This window comes from Shewanella sp. FJAT-52076 (assembly GCF_019457455.1).
GTDB lineage: Bacteria > Pseudomonadota > Gammaproteobacteria > Enterobacterales > Shewanellaceae > Shewanella > Shewanella zhangzhouensis.
The window spans coordinates 4,108,186-4,128,550 of the sequence record NZ_CP080415.1 but is presented as its reverse complement, the minus strand read 5'-3'; the positions used below and the strand labels follow the sequence as shown (position 1 = coordinate 4,128,550).

Below are 20,365 nucleotides of genomic sequence, written 5' to 3'. Positions count from 1 at the left end.
GTATCCTTCCCCTCAAATTGGCACGCAAGTTTTCGGAATCTTAACCGAAAAAGTGACCGAATATCCTAAATTTAGCCACTTTGTACGCAAAAAGCACCCGGGACTTTGTAACATTCAATAATCATCTGAACACCACAGGGCTTGAAAGCCAGTCAAGGTTCTGGAACCCTGTCTCAAGATTTGTTGGCCATGCAAGATATCCATGACAGAAAAAGCCCATCTCATTACCCGCAAGGGCTGGGAAGCTCTGGACAAAGAGCTCAAGTACCTGTGGAAGGAATACCGTCCCGAAATCACCCTCAAGGTGCAGGAGGCGGCAGCCCAGGGCGATCGCTCCGAGAACGCCGATTACACCTACAACAAGCGCCTGCTCAGGCAAATAGACAGCCGGGTGCGCTATCTCATCAAACGTCTAGAAGTGCTTAAAATCGTAGACTATTCGCCCCAACAGGAAGGCAAGGTCTTCTTTGGCGCCTGGGTGGAGCTGGAAAACGACGAAGGGGCTGTGGTGCGTTACCGCATTGTTGGCAAGGATGAAATAGACACCAAAAAGGGCTATATCACCATAGATTCGCCCATGGCTCGAGCCCTTATCGGCAAACAGGTGGACGATGAAGTGGTGGTGCAAACCCCTTCAGGGCGAAAAGAATGGTTTATCAACGAGATTCGCTATCAGCCCTTTGATGGCATGGAAGCTTAGGTCGCAGGCAAAAAGCGGCATGGCAGGCCAGCCGGCATGAAACTGCGGGGTGGCCGTGATACTCTTGGGCCACAGCCGATCCTTTCATGTGTTTATTGACACTTAAGACGTACGAGTAAAACAGATGACATCGAATATTGCGCGGATCATTGCCGATGAACTGAATGTCCGTGAGGCGCAGGTCACTGCAACCATCACCCTGCTGGATGATGGTGCCACGGTTCCCTTCGTGGCCCGCTATCGTAAAGAAGTGACAGGGGGGCTGGATGACACCCAACTGCGTACTCTGCACAGCCGTCTTGGTTATTTGCGTGAGCTGAATGACCGCAGGGACGTGATCCTCTCCTCCATCGACGCTCAGGGCAAACTGAGCCCCGAACTCAAGGCCGCTATTCTGGGGGCTGACAGCAAGACCCGCCTTGAAGATCTCTACTTACCTTATAAGCCCAAGCGCCGCACCAAGGGGCAGATTGCCATCGAAGCCGGAATCGAGCCGCTGGCGAACCTCTTGCTGCAACAGCGGCCTGCAAATCCCGAGGCCGAAGCCGCTGCCTTTATCAATACCGAAGCTGGTTTTGCTGACAGCCGCGCCGTGCTCGACGGTGCCCGCTACATTCTGATGGAACGTTTTGCCGAAGATGCCGAGCTTATTCGCAAGGTGCGTGAACACCTGTCGGGTGTGGCCGTGCTGCAAAGCAAAGTGATTGAAGGCAAAGAAAAAGAAGGGGCCAAGTTCAGGGATTACTTTGAACACAGCGAGCTGCTGGCCAAAGTCCCTTCCCACAGGGCGCTGGCCATGTTGCGTGGTCGCAATGAGGGCATTCTCAGCCTGAGCATGATTGCCGACCCGGACTCAGAGCCCGGCAGTGGCAGTTACTGCGAGGTTATTATCGCCAACCATTTGGGGTTGACCCTTGGCGACAGCGAGGCCGACAAGTGGCTCAAGACAGTGGTCACAGGCACCTGGCGCATCAAGGTGGCACTGCAGATGGAAACCGAGTTTATTTCCCGCTTGCGTGAACAGGCCGAGGACGATGCCATCAAGGTATTTGCCCGTAACCTGCACGATCTGCTGATGGCGGCACCGGCGGGTTCCAAGGCGACCATGGGGCTGGACCCGGGGCTGAGAACCGGCGTGAAGGTGGCTGTGGTGAACGACACCGGAAAGCTGGTGGCTCATACCACTATTTTCCCTCACGAGCCACAAAATCAATGGGATAAGTCGCTGCGAACCCTGGCTAACCTGGTGAGCATGCACAAGGTGGAGCTGATTGCCGTGGGCAATGGCACTGCCTCCCGTGAAACCGATAAGTTGGCGGCCGAACTGATTGCGGCGGTCAAAGAACATCACCCAACGCTGACCAAGGTCATGGTTAGCGAGGCGGGTGCGTCCGTTTACTCGGCGTCTGAGCTTGCGGCCAATGAATTCCCGGATTTGGACGTGTCCATCCGCGGCGCCGTGTCCATCGCCCGTCGTTTGCAGGACCCGCTGGCTGAGTTGGTCAAGATTGAGCCCAAGTCCATCGGCGTGGGCCAGTATCAACACGATGTGAGCCAGAGCCAACTGTCCCAGTCGCTGGAAGCCGTGGTTGAAGACTGCGTAAACAGTGTGGGTGTGGACGTTAACATGGCGTCTGTTCCCCTGCTCAGCCAGGTGTCTGGCCTGAACAAGACACTGGCCAAAAATCTGGTGGATTACCGCGACGAGCACGGCCAGTTCAAGACCCGTAAAGAATTACTCAAGGTGCCACGACTCGGGCCCAAAGCCTTTGAGCAGGCCGCCGGCTTTTTGCGTATCCGCGAGGGTGATAACCCCCTCGATGCGTCGGCAGTCCACCCCGAAGCCTATTCGTTGGTGGAAACTATTGCCCAAACCCGTGAAGTGCCGCTGGCTAACCTCATCGGCAATACCGAGCTTATCCGTACCCTGAAGGCCGGTGATTTTGTTACAGACGCTTTTGGTTTACCCACGGTGACAGATATCCTCAAGGAATTGGACAAACCCGGCCGAGACCCCCGTGGCGAGTTCAAAACGGCGCACTTTAAAGAGGGCGTGACCGAAATCCGTGACCTCAAGCCGGAGATGATCCTCGAAGGCGTGGTGACCAACGTGACCAATTTCGGTGCCTTTGTGGATGTGGGCGTGCATCAGGACGGTTTGGTGCACATCTCTTCCCTGTCGGACAAGTTTGTCAGTGACCCCCATACCGTGGTGAAAGCCGGAGATGTGGTGAAGGTGAAAGTGATGGAAGTGGACGTTGAGCGTAAGCGTATCGGCTTGTCGATGCGGCTCGATGAAAAACCTCAGCCAGCACAGGCCGCCAAGGGCAAGGCGCCTGCCGCCAGAGCTCCCCAAACCAAGGGTGGCAAGCCCCAGTCCAAACCCCAGAAGCCTCAGGCTATCAATGCGGCCATGGGCAATGCGTTTGCAGATGCCTTTGCCAAAATGAAGAAATAAGCATTAGCTTCAATCCGTTGAAAACGCGGCTCTGGCCGCGTTTTTTGCTTTTTCGGATCAAATCGAAAAATTGTGTGAATCTTTCATGAACTTTTGTTGTCGTTCTGTATCATACAACCCGCGTATGACACACCGCCAGCAAGAGCGGGATTTTGGAGTAACACAATGAGAAGCACAAAACCGCCACAAAGCATTTGGCGGATGATAGCCATTTTTGGCCTGGTGGCCATGGTTGCCCTGACGGCAAGCCGTATTGGACTTGGTCTGTGGCAGAGTGAAAGAGTGGCAGCAGCTGAGGGATGGACCCATATGCTGTTGCAAGGCGCACGGGTCGATATTGCCACCCTGTGCTGGCTGTGGGGCATTGCCGCCCTGGGCACAGTGATTTTTTCCGGTAATCACGCCATAGGCCGTGTGTGGCTGGTGCTGCTCAGAGGCTGGCTGGTGCTTGGCCTGTGGCTGATGCTGTTTCTTGAATTATCAACGCCTTCTTTCATCGAGGAATACGGCATTCGCCCCAATCGCCTCTATGTGGAATACCTGATTTATCCCAAAGAAGTTCTGTCCATGCTCTGGAGTGGCAGGCCAATGGAATTGGTGTTTGGTCTGCTGGCATCCTCTGGGATCCTCTGGGGGGGATGGCGTTTATCCGGGCGTCTCTCCACCCATCTGGTTTATCCGCGCTGGTACTGGCGCCCCGTGTTTGCTTTCTTGGTGATTGTCGTGACCCTGATGGGGGCGCGCTCTACCCTGGGGCACAGGCCGCTGAATCCGGCCATGGTGGCCTTCTGTGACGATCCTCTGGTGAATTCGCTTACGGTGAATTCGGCCTATTCACTGGTGTTTGCCATTACTCAGATGGGCCAGGAAGAAAATGCCGCCAAGATGTATGGTCAATTGACGGACGAAGAAATCATTGCTGCCGTGCGCGAGGACAGTGGCAGATCTGCTGAGCGTTTTGTTTCAGACCTATTGCCCAGCCTGTCGGATAACCCGGCATCCTATCAGGGCAAGCCCCGCAATCTGGTGATTATTCTGCAGGAAAGCCTGGGTGCCCGTTTTGTCGGCAGCCTCGGTGGTTTGCCCTTGACGCCCAATCTCGATGCCCTGTCTCAGGAAGGCTGGTACTTCGATAACCTCTTCGCCACAGGTACCCGCTCGGTACGCGGTATCGAGGCCGTGACCACGGGCTTTACTCCGACGCCCGCCAGAGCCGTAGTTAAACTGGGCAAGAGCCAACAGGGCTTTTTCACCATTGCGGATTTCTTACGCCGCCAGGGGTACGACACCTCGTTTATCTATGGCGGTGAAAGCCATTTTGACAATATGCGCAGCTTCTTCCTGGGCAATGGCTTTGGCCGTATTGTTGACCAGGATGACTACCAGAATCCGGCCTTCGTGGGCAGTTGGGGTGTATCCGATGAAGACTTAATGCGCCGCGCCGACAGCGAGTTCAAACGCCTGCATCAGCAGGGCACGCCCTTCTTCAGTCTGGTGTTCAGCTCAAGTAACCACGATCCCTTCGAGTTTCCCGATGATCGCATCGAACTCTATGAGCAGCCCAAGCAAACCCGTAATAACGCTGCCAAGTATGCCGACTTCGCCATCGGTGAGTTCTTCAAGCTCGCCAAAAATGCTGACTACTGGAAGGACACGGTATTTTTGGTGGTGGCGGATCACGACAGTCGTGTTGGCGGCGCCAATCTGGTGCCGGTAAATCGCTTTCGTATTCCCGGCCTCATCATTGCAGACGGCGTGGCCCCCAAACGCGACCCGCGGGTGGTAAGCCAAATCGATTTGGCCCCGACCCTGTTATCACTGATCGGCGTTTCTGGCCGCTACCCCATGCTGGGGAAAGATCTGACCCGCATGCCAGAGGATTGGCCGGGGCGGGCGCTGATGCAGTACGACAAAAACTTTGCCTATATGCGCGGTCAGGATTTGGTGATCCTGCAACCGGAGCGTGACCCCGAAGGTTTTACCTATCAAGCGGAAGATGGCAGCTTGCTGCCCAGTCAACAGCCAAAGAGTATGCAAAAAACCGCCTTGGCCTGGGCTTTGTGGGGAAGTCTTGCCTATCAGAAAGGATTATTCAGGCAGGAGTGATCACACCCAGGAAGAGAGGGTACTTTCCGCCCTGGGCTCACTGGTGTGATGATAAAAGCTGTCTACATGGGATGCGATGGCACGATAAAAGCTGTCGGGGTGCCCGGCTTCCGGAGAAGCCGTTTTGCTCCCCAGCGGGTGCCTCGGTTCCTGTGGCTGGTTTTTTACTCTAAGGTCACTGCGGCTGAGGGCGCCTGCGGTTTTGGCGGGGCGTTTCAGCGGCCTTGGCAACGCCTGCTGTGATTGCTGCTCGGCGTCTTTATGCTGTTGCTGCTGATGTTGTTGCTGTTTCTCTTCTACCCGCTTTTGCAGCCTGGCCTGAACCTGGGGCTCGTCGGCAGTGCGTTCATTTTGCGGATTAAAGGCTCTCTCTTCGTGCCCCTTGGTCAACTGAGGTGGCGGCACTATGGGTGGGCGCTGCTGGTTTTCTACCCGCGCGCTGTCCGTCGCAACATTGCTCGTTGCTAAGGGCACTTGAGGGTAGTTGGTTACAACCAGCATGGCTCACTCCAAAAACAGGATGATTAAATAATAACCTCTCGTTTGAGCAGATTAAAGCCGGGAGAGCCAGTCTTTCACTCCGGTCACAAATTCAGTGGGGTGAGAAAAGAACGGGGCATGGGACGCTTTGGCGAGCATCAGGTCCTCGCAGGCACCGGCGGGGCTTGGCATGGCTGGCATGACCCGCTTAGGCACCAGTCCGTCGAGGCGTCCCCAAACTCTCAACCAGGGTTGGCTCAGGGTTGCCAGCTCGGGGCGTAAATCCACGTCTTTTAACATGTTCAGCCCCTGATCCAACGCCACTTGCTGGGGCAGGGGGCGTGACAGCACCAGATCCCGCAGGCGCTTGATGTCTTCCCTTGCCGTTTCGCTGCCCATGGCCTGGATAGCGAGAAAGCGTTCTATGGTTTTGGGCAGATCTTTGCCAAGCTCAGCGCCGAATTGCGACAACACCTGGGGTGGAATGCCTGGCCAGCTTTCTTCCTCCCGCGCCATAAAACAGGGGGATGAGGCAATGGTCATCAGCGCCTCTACCCTGTGGGGATAACGCAGCGCGGCTCTGGTTGCCACAAGACCACCGAGTGACCAACCCGCAAGCACCATCTGCTCGGGCAGGGCCTGCATCAGGGTATCGACCCAGTCATCCAGAGTATCGCCAGACACAGTGCTATGGCCGAATCCCGGCAGGTCAGGGCAGCGCAGCCTATACTCGGGAAAGGCACCCATCAGGGGCGTAAACACCGCCGCGTTCATGCCCCAGCCGTGGAGAATGACCAGGTTTTTACCCGTGCCATGGGTGTCGATATGGATATGTGCCTGTGAACCTTGTGTCACTTGAGCCTCTAGTCAGGGATGATGCCATGGATGAAGTATCCGTGTGGCGCCGAGCATGGACGTATGTCGTTACCACCTTGGCCCAGAGTTTACCCAACCGCTGCCTGCTGTGCCACCAAACGGTAATCGAAGGCTCCGGGGTGTGCAGCCTGTGCCTGCAACGCTGTCTGTATTGCGGCCCCGTGTGCCTGGGTTGTGGTCGCAGTCTGGTTAATGACGGCGCCTTTTGCGGTGCCTGCCGGGTGTTGGACGCGCTGCCCGTTATCGCGCCCTGCAGTTACCATCAGGGTCTGGGAGCCAGTATTGCTGCCATTAAATATCAGGGGCAATTTGCAGCGCTGGATGTATTGTGCCGTGCCCTGATGGCCAGAGTGACTCAACTGAAAGAGGAGGGCGAAATCCCCCCGGTCTCTTTACTCCTGCCAGTTCCCCTTCACCCCAAACGCCTTAAAACCCGTGGCTTTAATCAGGCCTATGAAATTGCGCTCTCGCTTTCAAAGCTCAGTGGGATTCCCCTGTGCGATGACCTGTTACAGCGACGGCGTGATACCCAGCCTCAGGCTGGTCTTACCGGTAAGGCACGGCGCAAGAATTTATTGGGCGCCTTTGAACTCACCGGCAACTGCCATCAGGGTTCAGTGGCCTTGGTGGACGATGTAGTCACCACCGGCAGCACGGCCAATGAAATCGCCGCCATGTTGCAGCATCAGGGCGTCAGGGTTCAGGTGTGGTGTCTTGCCCGGGCGGAAGCCCCCGGGCTGCTGGACACGTTCGGTTAGCGGCTCATGGCCGCCGGTAACAGGTAGAGCGCATTGGTGTAGATTTTTTCGGTACCGAGCCAGATGTTGCGAAACAGCAGGTTATCTGTTGTTCCCACCACAACACCCTTACCCTTGGGTTCTGCCAGGAGGGTATTGCTCAGGCCGAATGCCCTTTGGTATTCGCCAGAGAGGTAGCCGGAGATCAGCGGGTTTTGTGGATAGCGTGCGGCGATAACGAAGGGCTCGCTGGTGTCGGATAACCCCAGAACTTCATTTTTTATCACGGGTACAGTGGCAGAGGGAATACCGAATGCCAGTGGATGAGCCGGATCCAGTTGCCAGTTGAGTATGGCGCCACCAATGGCCTGGCGGGCGCGCAGGGCCTCTTTGTCATCAAAGCCAAGCCCAGCCGTGGAAAACTGCTGCTTGTAGAACCCTTCTTCCAATACCGTGTTTCTGAGCAGGTTGTGCTTATTGAGCCAAATGAGCGCCCGTTTCTGAGCCACAATGACGCCGCCCTGCTCGGCAAACTCACTGAGCTTGCGTCCAAGTGCGTCGTCCAGGTGATCATAATTTCCGTCTGCCAGCAGTATATGGCTGTAACGGTTAAGGCTAGTCCGTGCCAGTCTGTCTGAGTCCACCAGGGTCACGCCCTGTTTCAGCTCCAGATCCAAATAACGCCAGATTTCCCCCACCTCGGTGGCATCGGTGCCACGACCGCTGACCAATAAGGCATTCACGGGCTTGAGTGGAACAAAGTCACCACTGCCGAGATCAATGCCTTTGGCGGAAGCGAATGAAGCGACCGGGAACAGGCGGACCTCATATTGCTTGGCAAGGTTAGCGAGATAAGGCAGCAATGCGTCCCGCGTCATTTGCTGCTGGGCTGTGCTTATCATCAGGGTGCCGGCGGCAAACGCACGGTCACTTGCCACGGGAGTAAAGGGTTTTACCGAGGCCCTGACGGCTATGCCATCCCGGTGAAGCTGCGCCAACAAAGAGGCTGCGCCGCTCTGTTGCCAGTCGATGAGCAGGGCTACCGTGTCTTCTGGCAGTGCCTGCTGCCCAAACGCTGGCGCACCTGTGCTGAGCTGGTTCCCGGCAGGCCGCATGTTCTCTGCGATGACCAGATTGAAGGCGCTGCCCAGATCCCAGGCGCTGACATCGTAGAAAGTGGGGTCTTCAAATCGGGTACGTCGTTCAAACAGGGCTTCTACCAATACAGATTGAGGTTGTTCGTTGGGAATAAACACACTATCAGCTGCGGCGAATATCTGTTTGCCTTCTTTCATATCCTGCGTCAGGTAGCGGTAAACCACGCCATGGTCACGAAGGAGTTCGGCCAATGTGAGCAGTCGCTGTCTGTCTCCCAGGGTCGAGATAAGGCGCCCCTGTTTTCCCACCCGGCCTTTGCCAGCGTAAAAATCGTGCTGAAAGTCGATGAGTTCCTGACGGAGTTGGTGAGCACCTTTGAGGGCCGCCACTGAAGTCGTGAACTGATTATCGATGGCCTCAGCCAGGCTGATGCCACCGTATTGTGAGTCCTGCACCTGACCACGGGCGCTGGCCTGCTCGAACAGTACCCCCACAGCGCCATTGATGTCCGGATAGGTAGAGCCTTTGCCGTAGAAGAAGTCATCGAATCCCTGCCGGCTGAAGTAGGCCTGCTGCTTGGCATCCAGCGCCTGGCGATAAAAATGGGCTAACTTCTCAGTCAGTTGCTGGTTTCGTTGTTCTGTCAGTGGGTGAGTGCGCTCGGGAACGCCGGGTTGGAAAAAGTAGCTTTGGTTGTGACCCATTTCGTGGAAGTCCCCCACATACTGGGGTTGCCACCTGTGGAGCAACGCGACCCGGCCGCGGCTCTCCGGATGACGTAAAAACAGCCAGTCACGGTTGAGGTCGGCGAGAAAATGGTTATAGCGTCCGGCAGGCCAGTTTTGGTTATGTTCCTTGTGGTTTTCATCGGCCACAGGCACGGCTATCCCACGGTAGCTGTTGGACCAGTTGGCAAAACGGTCGAGTCCATCGGGGTTTTGGCTGGGGGTGATAAGCACCACACTCTGGCTGAGCAGCTCGGTAATCCAGCTCTCCTGGCTCATTGCCAAATGTTGCGCCAGTGCCAAAGCGGCATGGGCGCCACTGGCTTCATCGCCATGAATTGAATAGGCCAGCCATATCACCAACATTGGCTGCGCTTTGCCCTGTTTGACCTGGGCCCTTTCGGCCAGAATCTCATTGAGCCTGGCCTGATTGGCCGGTGCGGTGATTACCGCTGTCAGTTGCCTGCGCCTTTCATGGCTGTAGCCCGTATCCTCCAGCGAGACTCTGGGATTATCGGCGGCCAGTTTTTCCAGGAAGCCATTCACCTGATCGTGTCTGATGTGCCACTCCCCCAGGGGATAGCCCAGATAGGCCTCCAAAGAGGCAGCGTGTGCAGTGAGGGGCAGCGAGAGGCACACGCAGTAACAAAGTGCCCGGCCAAGGGAGGCGAAAATCGACAGAAATGACATGTTCTACTCGTTATTATCTTTTTGTATTGCTGAACAAATTAGCAGTTTGTTGATTCATTGACCACCAAGGCTTACCTATCCCGGATGGCGTACAGTGAGATCTAGTCGACAAAATTCCCGGGTGCCATATAAGCCGGGGCTACAATCTGGTTCCTATCCGGAGTATCATAGCCGGTAATTCTTAGTAATTTACTCAGGTTTCCCTGATGGAGCGCTCTACATGATTACCATTTCCGAAGCGGCTCAGGCCCACTTTGTGAAGCTGTTGGCCGATCAACCAGAAGGTACCAACATCCGCGTATTTGTGATTAGTCCAGGTACTGCACAGGCGGAGTGTGGTGTGTCCTACTGCCCGCCAGATGCCGTGGAAGATGATGATATTGAACTGGAGTTCAACGGTTTCAATGCCATGGTTGATGAGAAAAGCGCTCCTTTCCTGGAAGATGCCAGCATAGATTTGGTGACTGATCAGTTGGGCTCACAGCTCACGCTCAAGGCGCCCAATGCCAAAATGCGCAAGGTGTCGGCTGATGCGTCTCTGGTTGAACGTATCGAATACGTCATTCAGGCAGAAATCAACCCGCAGCTGGCAAGCCACGGCGGTAACATTCTGCTGGTGGAAGTGACCGATGATGGCGTGGCCGTTATCCAGTTCGGTGGTGGTTGTAACGGTTGTTCCATGGTGGATGTCACCCTGAAAGATGGTATCGAGAAGCAACTGCTGGACATGTTCCCGGGTGAGCTGACCGAAGTGCGCGATGCCACTGAGCACCAACACGGCAGTCACTCTTATCAGTGATGCCTGAAAATAAAAAACGCGGCCCGATGGCCGCGTTTTTTATTGGGCTAACGGATAGCGCACATCCAAATTAACCATGATTGGCCGCGTATCAGGCAACAAAGCCGTGACGATAGCGCACAAAGTGCCAGCCCAGACTCAGGCTGCGGCACAACATAAAGCCGCCCATGGCGAGCCAAAGTGCATGGTTTCCCCAATCGGAAAATCCCCACCAGAGTGGAAAAAATACCCCGACGGTTGAGAGCAGCATGCTGTTTCGCATCACTCTTCCCTGGGTGGCGCCGATATACACGCCATCGAACAGATAGGAGCCAAACGCCAGTAAGGGCATGGCTATCAGCCAGGGTAGAAAGCTATTGGCGAGCTGCTGAACAGCGGTTATATCGGTCATCACAGTCGTCAGCCACTCACCCCACAGCGCAAATCCACCACTGAACAGGAAGGCAAAAACCGCCGACCAGGCAAATGCCAGTGCCACAGTACTATCGAGCGCGTCCGGGTCGCGACGCCCTACGGCGGCGCCGGTTTCAGCCTCGGCATAGTAGGCAATCCCATCCAGTGCGTAGGATGTCAGCATTAAAAAGTTAAGCAGTACCGCGTTGGCTGCCACTGTAGTGTCTCCCAGACCGGCGCCTTTGAAAGTCATAAAGGCAAAGGTGGCCTGCAGGCAAAGGCTGCGAAGAAAAATATCCCGGTTCAGTCTGAGCAGTTGGCCGAGATTCGCCAGAATGTCGTGCAGCAGCGGGGATGGGCAGGCAAGCGTTCGCCAGGCCTTGGCGGTAAAAAATGCAGCGATGGAAAAGGCGCAGATATCAGCCATAACGGACGCCAGGGCGGCCCCTTTAACACCCCAGCCAAAGCCAAACACAAACAGGAAATCCAGTGCGATATTGACCAGGTTGGCCAGGATCAGCTGCCACATGGCCACCTTGGGTTGTTGGCGGCCCAGAAGCCAGCCAAGCATGACCAGATTGGCCAGCGCCAGCGGCAGAGACCAGATGCGAATGGCAAAGTAGTCCCGGCAGTATTGCAGTACTTCTGCGCTGGCATCAGACCAGCCCAGCAGCGTATTGAGCAAGACTGGCTTTATCAGCAGTACCAATAGCCCGGCGCCGACCGCCAGTGTCAGCCCTTGCACAAGAATGCGTTTTTGGGCTTCACCATGGTCCCCCCCCCAGGCTTGGGCGGTCAGGCCCGTGGTGGCCATCCGCAGGAAACCCAGCAACCAGACGATTAGCGTGAACACGGTTGACCCCAGTGCAACCGCGCCCAAATAATAGGCCTCACTCAGGTGACCCATGATGGCGGTATCCACCAGACCGAGCAGCGGCACGGTAATATTGGACAGCATCATAGGCAGCGCCAAGGCCCACAGACGTTGATGGGCTGACCAGGTCAATGGGAAAAAATTCACAAGTTTAATCAGAGAGTTCCTCTAAATGTATAAAGTGTTGTTGTTCATCTGTGGTTTGTTTTCCTGCCAGGCTCAGGCGGCTGTGGTGTTGCAGTATCACCATGTCTCTGAGACCTCGCCCCGGGTTACCAGTGTGACGCCCGCCGAATTTCGCAGCCATATGGAATTTTTGGCAAAAAATGGCTTTGAGGTCGTGCCTCTGACTGACCTGATCACCCAGATAAAACGGGGTGAAACGCCGCCTTTGAGAGCGGTCGCCATCAGTTTTGATGATGGTTATCAGAACATTGCTGACAATGCCGTTCCCATCTTAAAGGAATATGGATTTCCCTACACATTGTTTGTCTCTATCGCCCCCATGATGGAGGGGCATAAGGGGATGATGAGTGAAGCGACGCTGAAACAGTTGGCAGCTGAAGGCGCCGAGATTGCCAATCACAGTTACGATCACGGCCATCTGGTGAGGCTCTTGGAAGGGGAGGATGAAGCAGCCTGGCTCTTGCGTATCAAGACTCAGCTTTTGCAAACCGAAGCTGCACTGACCCGTATTCGTGGTGAATCGACACAATCCATGTTGGCCTATCCCTTCGGCGAATATAACGCTGCGCTGCAGTCTTTGGTTGAGGAGCTTGGGATGGTGGCATTCGGCCAGCAGTCAGGTGCGCTTGGGCAGTACAGTTCCTTAACCGCCTTACCGAGATTTCCCGTGGGGGGGCGTTATGCGAGCCTGGAGACCCTGAAAGAAAAACTGCACAGCCTGCCCATGCCGGTGGCGACCATATCGCCTGCAGATCCCCTGTTATTACAGGATTGGCAACCGCGCATGAAAGTGACCCTGGCGGAGGTGGCCGATATCAATAAAGCCGGGATGCGATGCTTTTTACCCAATCAGGAGGCAGTTTCACCACGCTGGCTGGATGATGTCAGTTTTGAGGTGCAGGCGGGCAAACCACTGCCGCCGGGGCGCTCACGTTACAACTGCACCGCACCATCCAAAACACAAAAAGGATTTTACTGGTTTTCCCAGGCCTGGCTCAGACCCAACCAAGATGGCAGCTGGCCAAAAGAGCCCTAATCTGATTTGAGCAAACTGAGCAGCTTGGGGGCAATCTTATCCAGATGGAGCTGCTCACAGACGGCGCCCAGCTCAACGGAGCTGCCCGGCATGCCCCACACCACAGAGCTGTCTTCATCCTGGGCTATGGTGTAGGCCCCCTGTTCCCGCATATGCAGCAGTCCCTGGGCGCCATCACGCCCCATGCCGGTGAGAATTACGCCCACGGCTGCCCTGCCTGCGACTTCCGCCACACTGTTAAACAACACATCCACAGAGGGCTTGTGGCGGTTCACCGGGTCTGTGTCCAAAATGGCGGTACGAAAGTGGGCACCCACCCGACGAATGACCAGATGGGCGTGACCCGGGGCGATATACACGTTGCCGACTTTTAATTGTTCATTACCGATGGCCTCAACCACTTGCATCTGCGAGTTAAGGTCCAGACGCTTGGCAAAGGAAGCGCTGAAGGCGGCGGGTATGTGCTGTGCGATAACCACAGGCGGGAAGTTGGCCGGCAACATGGAAATGAGTCGTTGAATGGCTTCTGTGCCGCCGGTGGAAGCACCTATGGCAATTACGCGGTTTTTCAGCTTGCCGGGGCTCTCAGATTCAGGTGGTGGCGCAGACAGGGCCCTTACCCTGCTGACAGCGGCCTGGCGGACTTTTTCCAGCAGTTCATCCTGATAGTCGAGCAGCTTGTTGGTCAGGTCATGTTTGGGCTTACTGATAAAGTCCACGGCCCCAAGCGACAGGGCTTCCAAAGTAACGGCGGCACCCTTTTCCGTGAGTGTTGAAATCATGATGACGGGCATGGGGCGCAGCTTCATCAGGTTGCGCAAAAACGCGATGCCATCCATCCGGGGCATTTCAATATCCAGAGTTATCACATCCGGATTGAGCTCCTTAATCATGTCCCTCGCCTGATAGGGATCTTCGGCACAGCCCACCACATCGATGTCCTCTGCCTGCGCCAGCATATGGCTCAGCAACTGCCTGACCAGGGCAGAGTCATCGACGATGAGTACTCTTATCATTTTCTCTCCCCGTTGAGTCCCGAAATGCTGCCTGTTCTGGGTTTGTATATGGTCTGGCCAATGAGATCAAAGTCATCGGAAATCAGGTGCAAGGTTTCCGAATGGCCAATAAAGAGATACCCATCATCGCTGAGCAGCTGTCTGAATTTCTGAATGATTTTTTTCTTTGTCGGATTATCGAAATAAATGAGTACATTACGGCAAAAAATGGCATCGAAGGGCCCTTGCATAGGCCAGCTTTCCAACAGGTTAAGCTGGCGGAAAAACACCAGATCCCGCACCGAGTCCTTCACTTTGGCCATGCCGCCCTGAGCCGTGAAATACTGTTCTGCCAGTGTTGGAGGCAGATTTTCGAGGGTTTCTGGAGGGTAGATCCCCGCCTCGGCTTTGGTTAATACATTCGTGTCCAAATCGGTCGCCAGAATTTTCAAATCCCACTGAGAGCGTGGAAAAAAAGGCTCCAAGGTCATGGCAAGAGAGTAGGGCTCTTCACCGGTTGAGCAGGCCGCCGACCAGACCCGCAGACGACGACTGCGCCTTTGCCGCCATTTGGGTACCAGATGATCCCGCAAATAGTGAAAGTGGTGCTTTTCACGAAAGAAGGCGGTGAGATTAGTGGTCAGGGCGTTGATAAAGTGGCCCATCTCATCGGGCTCCTGTTGCAGGTAGCCACAGTATTCGAAGAAGGAGCGTATCCGAAGGGCGCGCAGGCGACGGCAAAGGCGGGAATACACCATATGGCGCTTCCGTTCAGGTAAGACAATGCCTGTTTGGTTGTAGGCCAGCTCCCGAATGAACTCAAAATCCCTTTGAGTCATCGGAAACTCCCGTTCGGATGTGAATTCCAAAGCGCCTCCTTTGGCCCCAAAAGCATCTCTGACAACAAGGGGCTCTGACGAGCCCCTTGTTGTCGGTCAGGTCAGAACTCGTGCCATTCTTCTTTACTGGCTTTAAATTTGGTCGGCCGTTTTTCGCCGCCAGCGACCAATGCCAGTGGTGCCGCTGAGGATGCCTGTACGTCGGTTCTGAAGAACCCGAGTTGACGTCGCATATTGCGGGCCTGTTCGGCCATGGCATCACCGGCTGCGGAGACTTCTTCCACCAGTGCGGCGTTTTGCTGGGTCATCTCGTCCATTTGAGACACGGCTTTGTTCACTTCCTGGATACCCGATGCCTGCTGTTCGGCTGCGACACTGATTTCATTAATCATCTCAGCCACCTTGGATACGGCGTGCACGATTTCCTGCAGGGTGTTGCCGGACTGGTTCACCAGCGAGGTACCGTCATTGACCTTATTCACGCTGTCGCGAATAAGTTCTTTGATTTCCTTGGCCGCCCCCGCTGAGCGTTGGGCGAGATTACGCACCTCACCAGCCACCACGGCAAAGCCTCGGCCCTGTTCGCCGGCGCGGGCGGCCTCTACCGCCGCATTCAGTGCCAACAGGTTGGTTTGGAAGGCGATTTCGTCGATAACACCTATGATGTCAGCAATTCGCTTACTGGATTCGTTAATGGCCTCCATGGCGGTAACCGCCTGCTTGACCACCTTGCCGCCATGATCTGCCTTGGTGGAGGCCTCTTTGGCGAGGGTGTTGGCCAGGGTGGCGTTTTCGGCGCTCTGTTTTACGGTGGCCGTCATCTGCTCCATGCTGGAGGCGGTTTCTTCCAGTGACGCGGCTTGTTCCTCGGTGCGCTGGCTCAGGTCGGCATTACCCTGAGCAATTTCTTCGGCACCCGAGGTGACGGTATTGGCTGATTCACTGATGCCGCCGAGGACTTCAGTCAGACGGCTGACGGTGGCATTGGCGTCGGCCTTGAGCTTGCCGAACTGTCCCTGATATTCGCCATTAATCTTGCGGGTTAAGTCACCCTTAGCCAAACCATCAAACATATCAACGACATCGGAAATAACGTTATCGGCAATGCCGACAAGGCTGTTGAGGCCGTTGGAGAGATTGAGGAAGAAACCTTCTTTATCATGGGTGGCGATGCGCTGCGACAAATCGCCGGAGCTTGCGGCTGCGATGATGCCATCAATCTCATGCTCGATGGCCGTTTCGGCGGTGCGGTCTGCCCACTCAACTACAGTCCCGATACGGGTGCCATCTGTGTCGTTAATAGGGTTGGCGATGATCCGGAAGGTGCGACCACCGACTTTAAGTTGGCTGCTGTAAGTGCTGGTGAGGTTGGCCAGCAAGTTTCGTTGGTGAGCAGGGTTTTTATGGAACACATCTATGTTTGCACCCATCAGCTTATTGCTGTTGAAATTGGGTAAGTCCCTGACAATGTCGGATTGGGCAATGCTGAACATTTTTTTAACTGCATCATTGAGATAGATGATATTGCAGTCTGCATCCGCCACCATGGTGTTTGACGATACATTGTCCAGCGCCTGACGGATACGGGCATTTTCGGCAGCGAGAGCCCGTTCTTTCTCTTCCCGGGCCAATTGCGCAGTAATGTCGCTCCACTCCACTACTGTGCCTGTGCGTTTGCCATTATCGAATACAGGAGTGGCAATCAGGTCGAAGGTTAAGCCTGCTACCTTGATGCGGGCCTTGTAAGAGCTGGTGAGTTTGGCCAGCAGCTGGCGCTGATGCTCGGGGTGTTTGTGGAAGATATCTATGTTGGTGCCCATCAGGGTGGAAACATCAAATCGGTTGATGGATTCGCGCAGTTTTTCCTCATTGCCGGTCAACATGGCTTTGAGGGAGTGGTTGAAGTAAATGATGTTGTTATTTTCATCGGCCATCATCACGTTAGCCTGACAAACATCCAGCGCCTGCTTGATGCGGTTGGTTTCGCGGATCAGTTTTTCTTCGGCTTGCTGCCGTGCCAGGGATTCGGTCAGGTCCTGCCATTCCACCACGGTTGCGATTCGTTGATGCTGCTCATCGAACACAGGTGAGGCAATCAGGCTGAAGGTACGGGTACCGACTTTGATTTTGGCGGAGTAGGTGGACTTTAATCCGGCTATCAGACGACGTTGATGGGATGGCTCGCGGTGGAAGCTGTCCATGTTGGCGCCCAGCAGACGACTCACATCAAAGTTGGGTAATTCTTTGCGAATATCCGCTTCGGCATCGCTCAGTGTGGTGCGGAGTGAGTCGTTAAAGTAGAGGATTTCCCCGTTGGGATCCGCCAGCATTACGTTTGCCTGGCAGATGTCCAGTGCTTTGAGGGTGGCCCGGCCTTTTTGCTGCTCGTCCCAGAAGCTGGCAAATTCTTCAGAGAACTCCTGCCAGCCAGGGATATCGTAACTGCCAAGTTTGGGTCTGGTATGGCTTCGCAGCGCCTGACGTATTTCTGCCAGCGCTTCAGCAACCCTCGGGCCGCCCTGACTTAAACCAATACCCAGTACAATAAGCGCTAAAACCAGGGCGGCACTGACCATGTTACCGGATTGCCCCATCAGGCTGAGTACCAAAGAAACGGCAACTATCACCATGCCGCCCAAGGTAAATGGGGCTGGCCCCATCAGCTTTTTATTGCCTGCGTCCATGTTGATTCCTCTTGCTTTAGTGTCCATTTCAGGCAGTCATTACCTGAGCTTGTTGTTCGAGATTGCCGATGATCCGATTCAGTGTCTCGGGATCCGGTAAGATGGCGGAGCCAAGTAACCGGTTGATCTCAAGCAGAATGACCATCTTGTCCTGCACATTTGCCAGCCCCTTGATGAACCGCAGGTCGGTGCCGTGACCAAAGTCAGGGGCCTGGCGGATTTCTTCTTCTTCGATGCTGAACACATCTGATACGGCATCTACCACTATGCCTATCACCTTTTGTGTTTCATCCATGGTTACCTTGACCACTATCACCACGGTGGTAGCGCCATATTCCAGAGTTTTTATCCCAAACTTTTGCCGCAGATCTATGATGGGGACTATGGTGCCCCGCAGGTTGATGACGCCTTTGACATAGTCGGGGGCGTTTGGCAGCACAGTGGTGGGCTCCCAGCCGCGGATTTCCTGCACGGAGAGAATGTCCACGCCGTACTCCTCATTGGCCATGATGAAGCTCAGATACTGTTGATTACCTTGCTTGACCTGTTCGATGGAAATGTCAGCCATATCGAGTCTTCCTTTTTACGCGGCGTGTTCATTGCTGCTGCCAATACCAGCCAACTTGACCAGTCCGGCAACGTCTATGATGAGTGCGACTGTGCCATCGCCCAGTATGGTGGCGCCCGAGATACCCGGAATACGGGTGTAGTTTTCCTCCAGGCTTTTGATCACAACCTGTTGTTGCGCCAGCAGTTCATCCACCAGCAGGCCGGTTTTTTCATTATTGTGATCCACTACCATCACCAGGCCATCTTTGATTTCCCGCGCATCGGCGTCGTGGTTGAACTCCCGGTACATCTTGATTACCGGTAAATATTCGTCCCGCAGACGGATCAGCTCATGGCCATCGGACAGCCGATTGATGCGGTTGGTGGGCACCTGCAAGGATTCGTAGATGGACACCAGCGGCACCACGTATATGTGCTTGCCGATGCGGATAAGTTGACCGTCGAGAATAGCCAGTGTCAGGGGGAGCCGAATGGTAAAGCGGCTGCCTTTGCCCGCCTCGGATTTCAGTTCGATGGAGCCGTTGAGTTCGTGAATATTGCGTTTGACCACATCCATGCCCACGCCACGCCCTGACAGGTCTGACACCGCATCGGCGGTGGAAAAGCCTGGCTTGAATATCAGCTGGTGGATGGCCTCTTCCGATAATTCTTCATCGGGCCCTACTATTCCTTTTTGGCGGGCTTTTTCGAGGATTTTGCGGGTATTGAGTCCGGCGCCATCGTCCACTATTTCGATGATGATGCAACCGCCCTGATGGTAGGCATTGAGCATAATGGTGCCGGTTTCAGACTTACCCTGTGCCAGCCTGAGCTCGGGGGATTCCAATCCATGGTCGAGTGAATTGCGTACCAGATGGACCATGGGGTCGACAATCTTTTCCAGTACGGTTTTATCCAGCTCTGTGTCTTCACCTTTGAGGATAAGCTCTACTTTCTTACCCAACTGCTGACCTATGTCTCTGACCAAGCGGGGGAAGCGGTTAAACGCAAAACTGATGGGCAGCATGCGAATTTGCATGACGCTTTCCTGCAAATCCCGGGTATGGGAAGCCAGCTGCTCAAGCCCCTGTTGCAGCAGTAACAGCGACTCCTGGTTGATTTCGTCCTGTTGGCCTATCTGGCCCAGCATGGCCTGGGTGATCACCAGCTCGCCCACCATATTGATGAGCATATCGATTTTTTCTGTGCTGACCCTGATGGAGCTGCTTTCTCCACTCTTGGCGGCAACCGCGTTTTGTTTTTGGCTGGATGCGGCTTTGTCTGTGGAGGGGGGTTGTACCTCCGGTGCCAGCGCAATGACCTCAGGGGTTGCTGCAGGCGCGCCAATTTCGGCTTGCGGTGATGGCGACAGCATCTCTGTGGGGGCATCTGCCGAAGGTGCCGCTTCCATTTGTTGGTAACTGATTTCGCACTCATCTTCGACCCATTCGAACACTTCTTTGAGTTTTTCCAGTGGCTCGTCTGTGATCAATCTTAAGCGCCAGTGCAGGTAGCAGGCTTCGGGATCAAAGTCGTCCCATGAGGGCAAGGAAACCGGCAGGAGTTCGGCCGTCAGTGTGCCCTTGGAGGCGAGCTCAGCAAACATCAGCATGGGATCGTTGCCGCAGCGCATAATGTCGGCGCCAGCCTTGAAATCAATTTGCCAGCACAGTGCTTTTGAGTCGGAGCCTGATAGTGCCTGAGGGGATGAAACCGATTGCGTTTGGCTTGGTTGATTGGACAGGGTGTGATTCAGCCGCAACTCAAGCTCGGATAATTTGGGGTCATTGAATTCGGCTTGGCTCATTAGGGCCTCGAACATGCCCCTGAGCAAATCCACCGACAACAGCAGCATGTCAACGTGGTCAGGTTGCATCTGCCGACGTCCGTCGCGGATTTCGTCAAGCAGAGTTTCAAGCAGATGCGTGTAGTTGGCCACCTGCATAAAACCGAAGGTGGCACTGCCGCCCTTGATGGAGTGTGCTGCCCTGAAGATAGTGTTAATGGTCTCTGGGTCCGGCGCGGCCACGTCCAGCTTCAGCAGCTCAGACTCCATAATCGCCAGGCCTTCGATACTTTCCTCGAAGAACACCTGGCTGAATTGGCTAAGATCTATGTCCATTCCCTAGTCTCTCTGCGG

General features: G+C 55.0%; 15 protein-coding genes. 6 read left to right on the top strand and 9 right to left on the bottom strand.

Translation table 11 applies throughout. The annotated features are described in order from the left end of the window. Positions 1–202 precede the first annotated feature (202 nt). The 3 genes from greB to K0H79_RS18280 all read left to right on the top strand — a co-directional run bounded on the left by greB (position 203) and on the right by K0H79_RS18280 (position 5,264). Positions 203–700 carry a transcription elongation factor GreB gene (gene greB / locus K0H79_RS18290; protein WP_011761615.1) on the top strand — a complete coding sequence of 166 codons (498 nt, stop codon included), beginning with the start codon at positions 203–205 and terminating at the stop codon, positions 698–700. 124 nt (positions 701–824) lie between these two features. Then, entirely contained in the window at positions 825–3,158 is a 2,334-nt protein-coding gene (locus tag K0H79_RS18285) for a Tex family protein (protein WP_220076782.1), read from the top strand. A 165-nt stretch (positions 3,159–3,323) separates the two neighbouring features. Next, the gene (locus K0H79_RS18280) at positions 3,324–5,264 is read left to right on the top strand and encodes an LTA synthase family protein (RefSeq protein ID WP_220076781.1); all 1,941 of its coding nucleotides are present in this window, start codon (positions 3,324–3,326) and stop codon (positions 5,262–5,264) included. On the opposite strand, the gene K0H79_RS18275 is transcribed toward K0H79_RS18280, so the two are convergent. Further along, positions 5,265–5,765, bottom strand: a complete 501-nt coding sequence (locus tag K0H79_RS18275; protein WP_220066058.1) for a hypothetical protein — start codon at positions 5,763–5,765, stop codon at positions 5,265–5,267. A gap of 51 nt (positions 5,766–5,816) precedes the next feature. Next, the gene (gene bioH / locus K0H79_RS18270; RefSeq protein ID WP_220076780.1) at positions 5,817–6,599 is read right to left on the bottom strand and encodes a pimeloyl-ACP methyl ester esterase BioH; all 783 of its coding nucleotides are present in this window, start codon (positions 6,597–6,599) and stop codon (positions 5,817–5,819) included. Between the two features lie 26 nt (positions 6,600–6,625). Here bioH and K0H79_RS18265 point away from each other — a divergent pair, with 26 nt between their 5' ends. Further along, positions 6,626–7,378 carry a ComF family protein gene (locus K0H79_RS18265; protein WP_220076779.1) on the top strand — a complete coding sequence of 251 codons (753 nt, stop codon included), beginning with the start codon at positions 6,626–6,628 and terminating at the stop codon, positions 7,376–7,378. Here the strand turns inward: K0H79_RS18265 and K0H79_RS18260 are convergent. Further along, positions 7,375–9,870: a M14 family zinc carboxypeptidase gene (locus K0H79_RS18260; protein WP_220076778.1), complete on the bottom strand. Its 2,496-nt coding sequence runs from the start codon at positions 9,868–9,870 to the stop codon at positions 7,375–7,377. The genes K0H79_RS18265 and K0H79_RS18260 overlap by 4 nt on opposite strands. Before the next feature lie 220 nt (positions 9,871–10,090). On the opposite strand from K0H79_RS18260, the gene nfuA reads away from it, so the two are divergent. After that, positions 10,091–10,669, top strand: a complete 579-nt coding sequence (gene nfuA / locus K0H79_RS18255; RefSeq protein WP_011761608.1) for a Fe-S biogenesis protein NfuA — start codon at positions 10,091–10,093, stop codon at positions 10,667–10,669. 91 nt (positions 10,670–10,760) lie between these two features. On the opposite strand, the gene K0H79_RS18250 is transcribed toward nfuA, so the two are convergent. Next, positions 10,761–12,023, bottom strand: coding sequence for an MATE family efflux transporter (locus tag K0H79_RS18250; protein ID WP_258405432.1), 1,263 nt, complete (start codon positions 12,021–12,023; stop codon positions 10,761–10,763). An 85-nt stretch (positions 12,024–12,108) separates the two neighbouring features. Between K0H79_RS18250 and K0H79_RS18245 the strand changes: the two genes are divergently transcribed. Then, positions 12,109–13,158, top strand: a complete 1,050-nt coding sequence (locus tag K0H79_RS18245; protein WP_220076777.1) for a polysaccharide deacetylase family protein — start codon at positions 12,109–12,111, stop codon at positions 13,156–13,158. On the opposite strand, the gene K0H79_RS18240 is transcribed toward K0H79_RS18245, so the two are convergent. The 5 genes from K0H79_RS18240 to K0H79_RS18220 all read right to left on the bottom strand — a co-directional run bounded on the left by K0H79_RS18240 (position 13,155) and on the right by K0H79_RS18220 (position 20,347). Next, complete coding sequence (locus tag K0H79_RS18240) at positions 13,155–14,174, bottom strand: chemotaxis response regulator protein-glutamate methylesterase (protein WP_220066053.1); 1,020 nt, start codon at positions 14,172–14,174, stop codon at positions 13,155–13,157. The two genes, K0H79_RS18245 and K0H79_RS18240, sit on opposite strands and share 4 nt — an antisense overlap. Then, positions 14,171–14,992 carry a protein-glutamate O-methyltransferase CheR gene (locus tag K0H79_RS18235; RefSeq protein ID WP_220076776.1) on the bottom strand — a complete coding sequence of 274 codons (822 nt, stop codon included), beginning with the start codon at positions 14,990–14,992 and terminating at the stop codon, positions 14,171–14,173. Before K0H79_RS18235 ends, K0H79_RS18240 begins: the two co-directional genes overlap by 4 nt. A gap of 101 nt (positions 14,993–15,093) precedes the next feature. Beyond that, positions 15,094–17,676 carry a methyl-accepting chemotaxis protein gene (locus K0H79_RS18230; RefSeq protein ID WP_220076775.1) on the bottom strand — a complete coding sequence of 861 codons (2,583 nt, stop codon included), beginning with the start codon at positions 17,674–17,676 and terminating at the stop codon, positions 15,094–15,096. Between the two features lie 28 nt (positions 17,677–17,704). Then, positions 17,705–18,244, bottom strand: coding sequence for a chemotaxis protein CheW (locus tag K0H79_RS18225; RefSeq protein ID WP_011761602.1), 540 nt, complete (start codon positions 18,242–18,244; stop codon positions 17,705–17,707). Positions 18,245–18,259: 15 nt separating this feature from the next. Then, positions 18,260–20,347, bottom strand: a complete 2,088-nt coding sequence (locus K0H79_RS18220) for a chemotaxis protein CheA (protein WP_220076774.1) — start codon at positions 20,345–20,347, stop codon at positions 18,260–18,262. Positions 20,348–20,365: the final 18 nt, after the last annotated feature.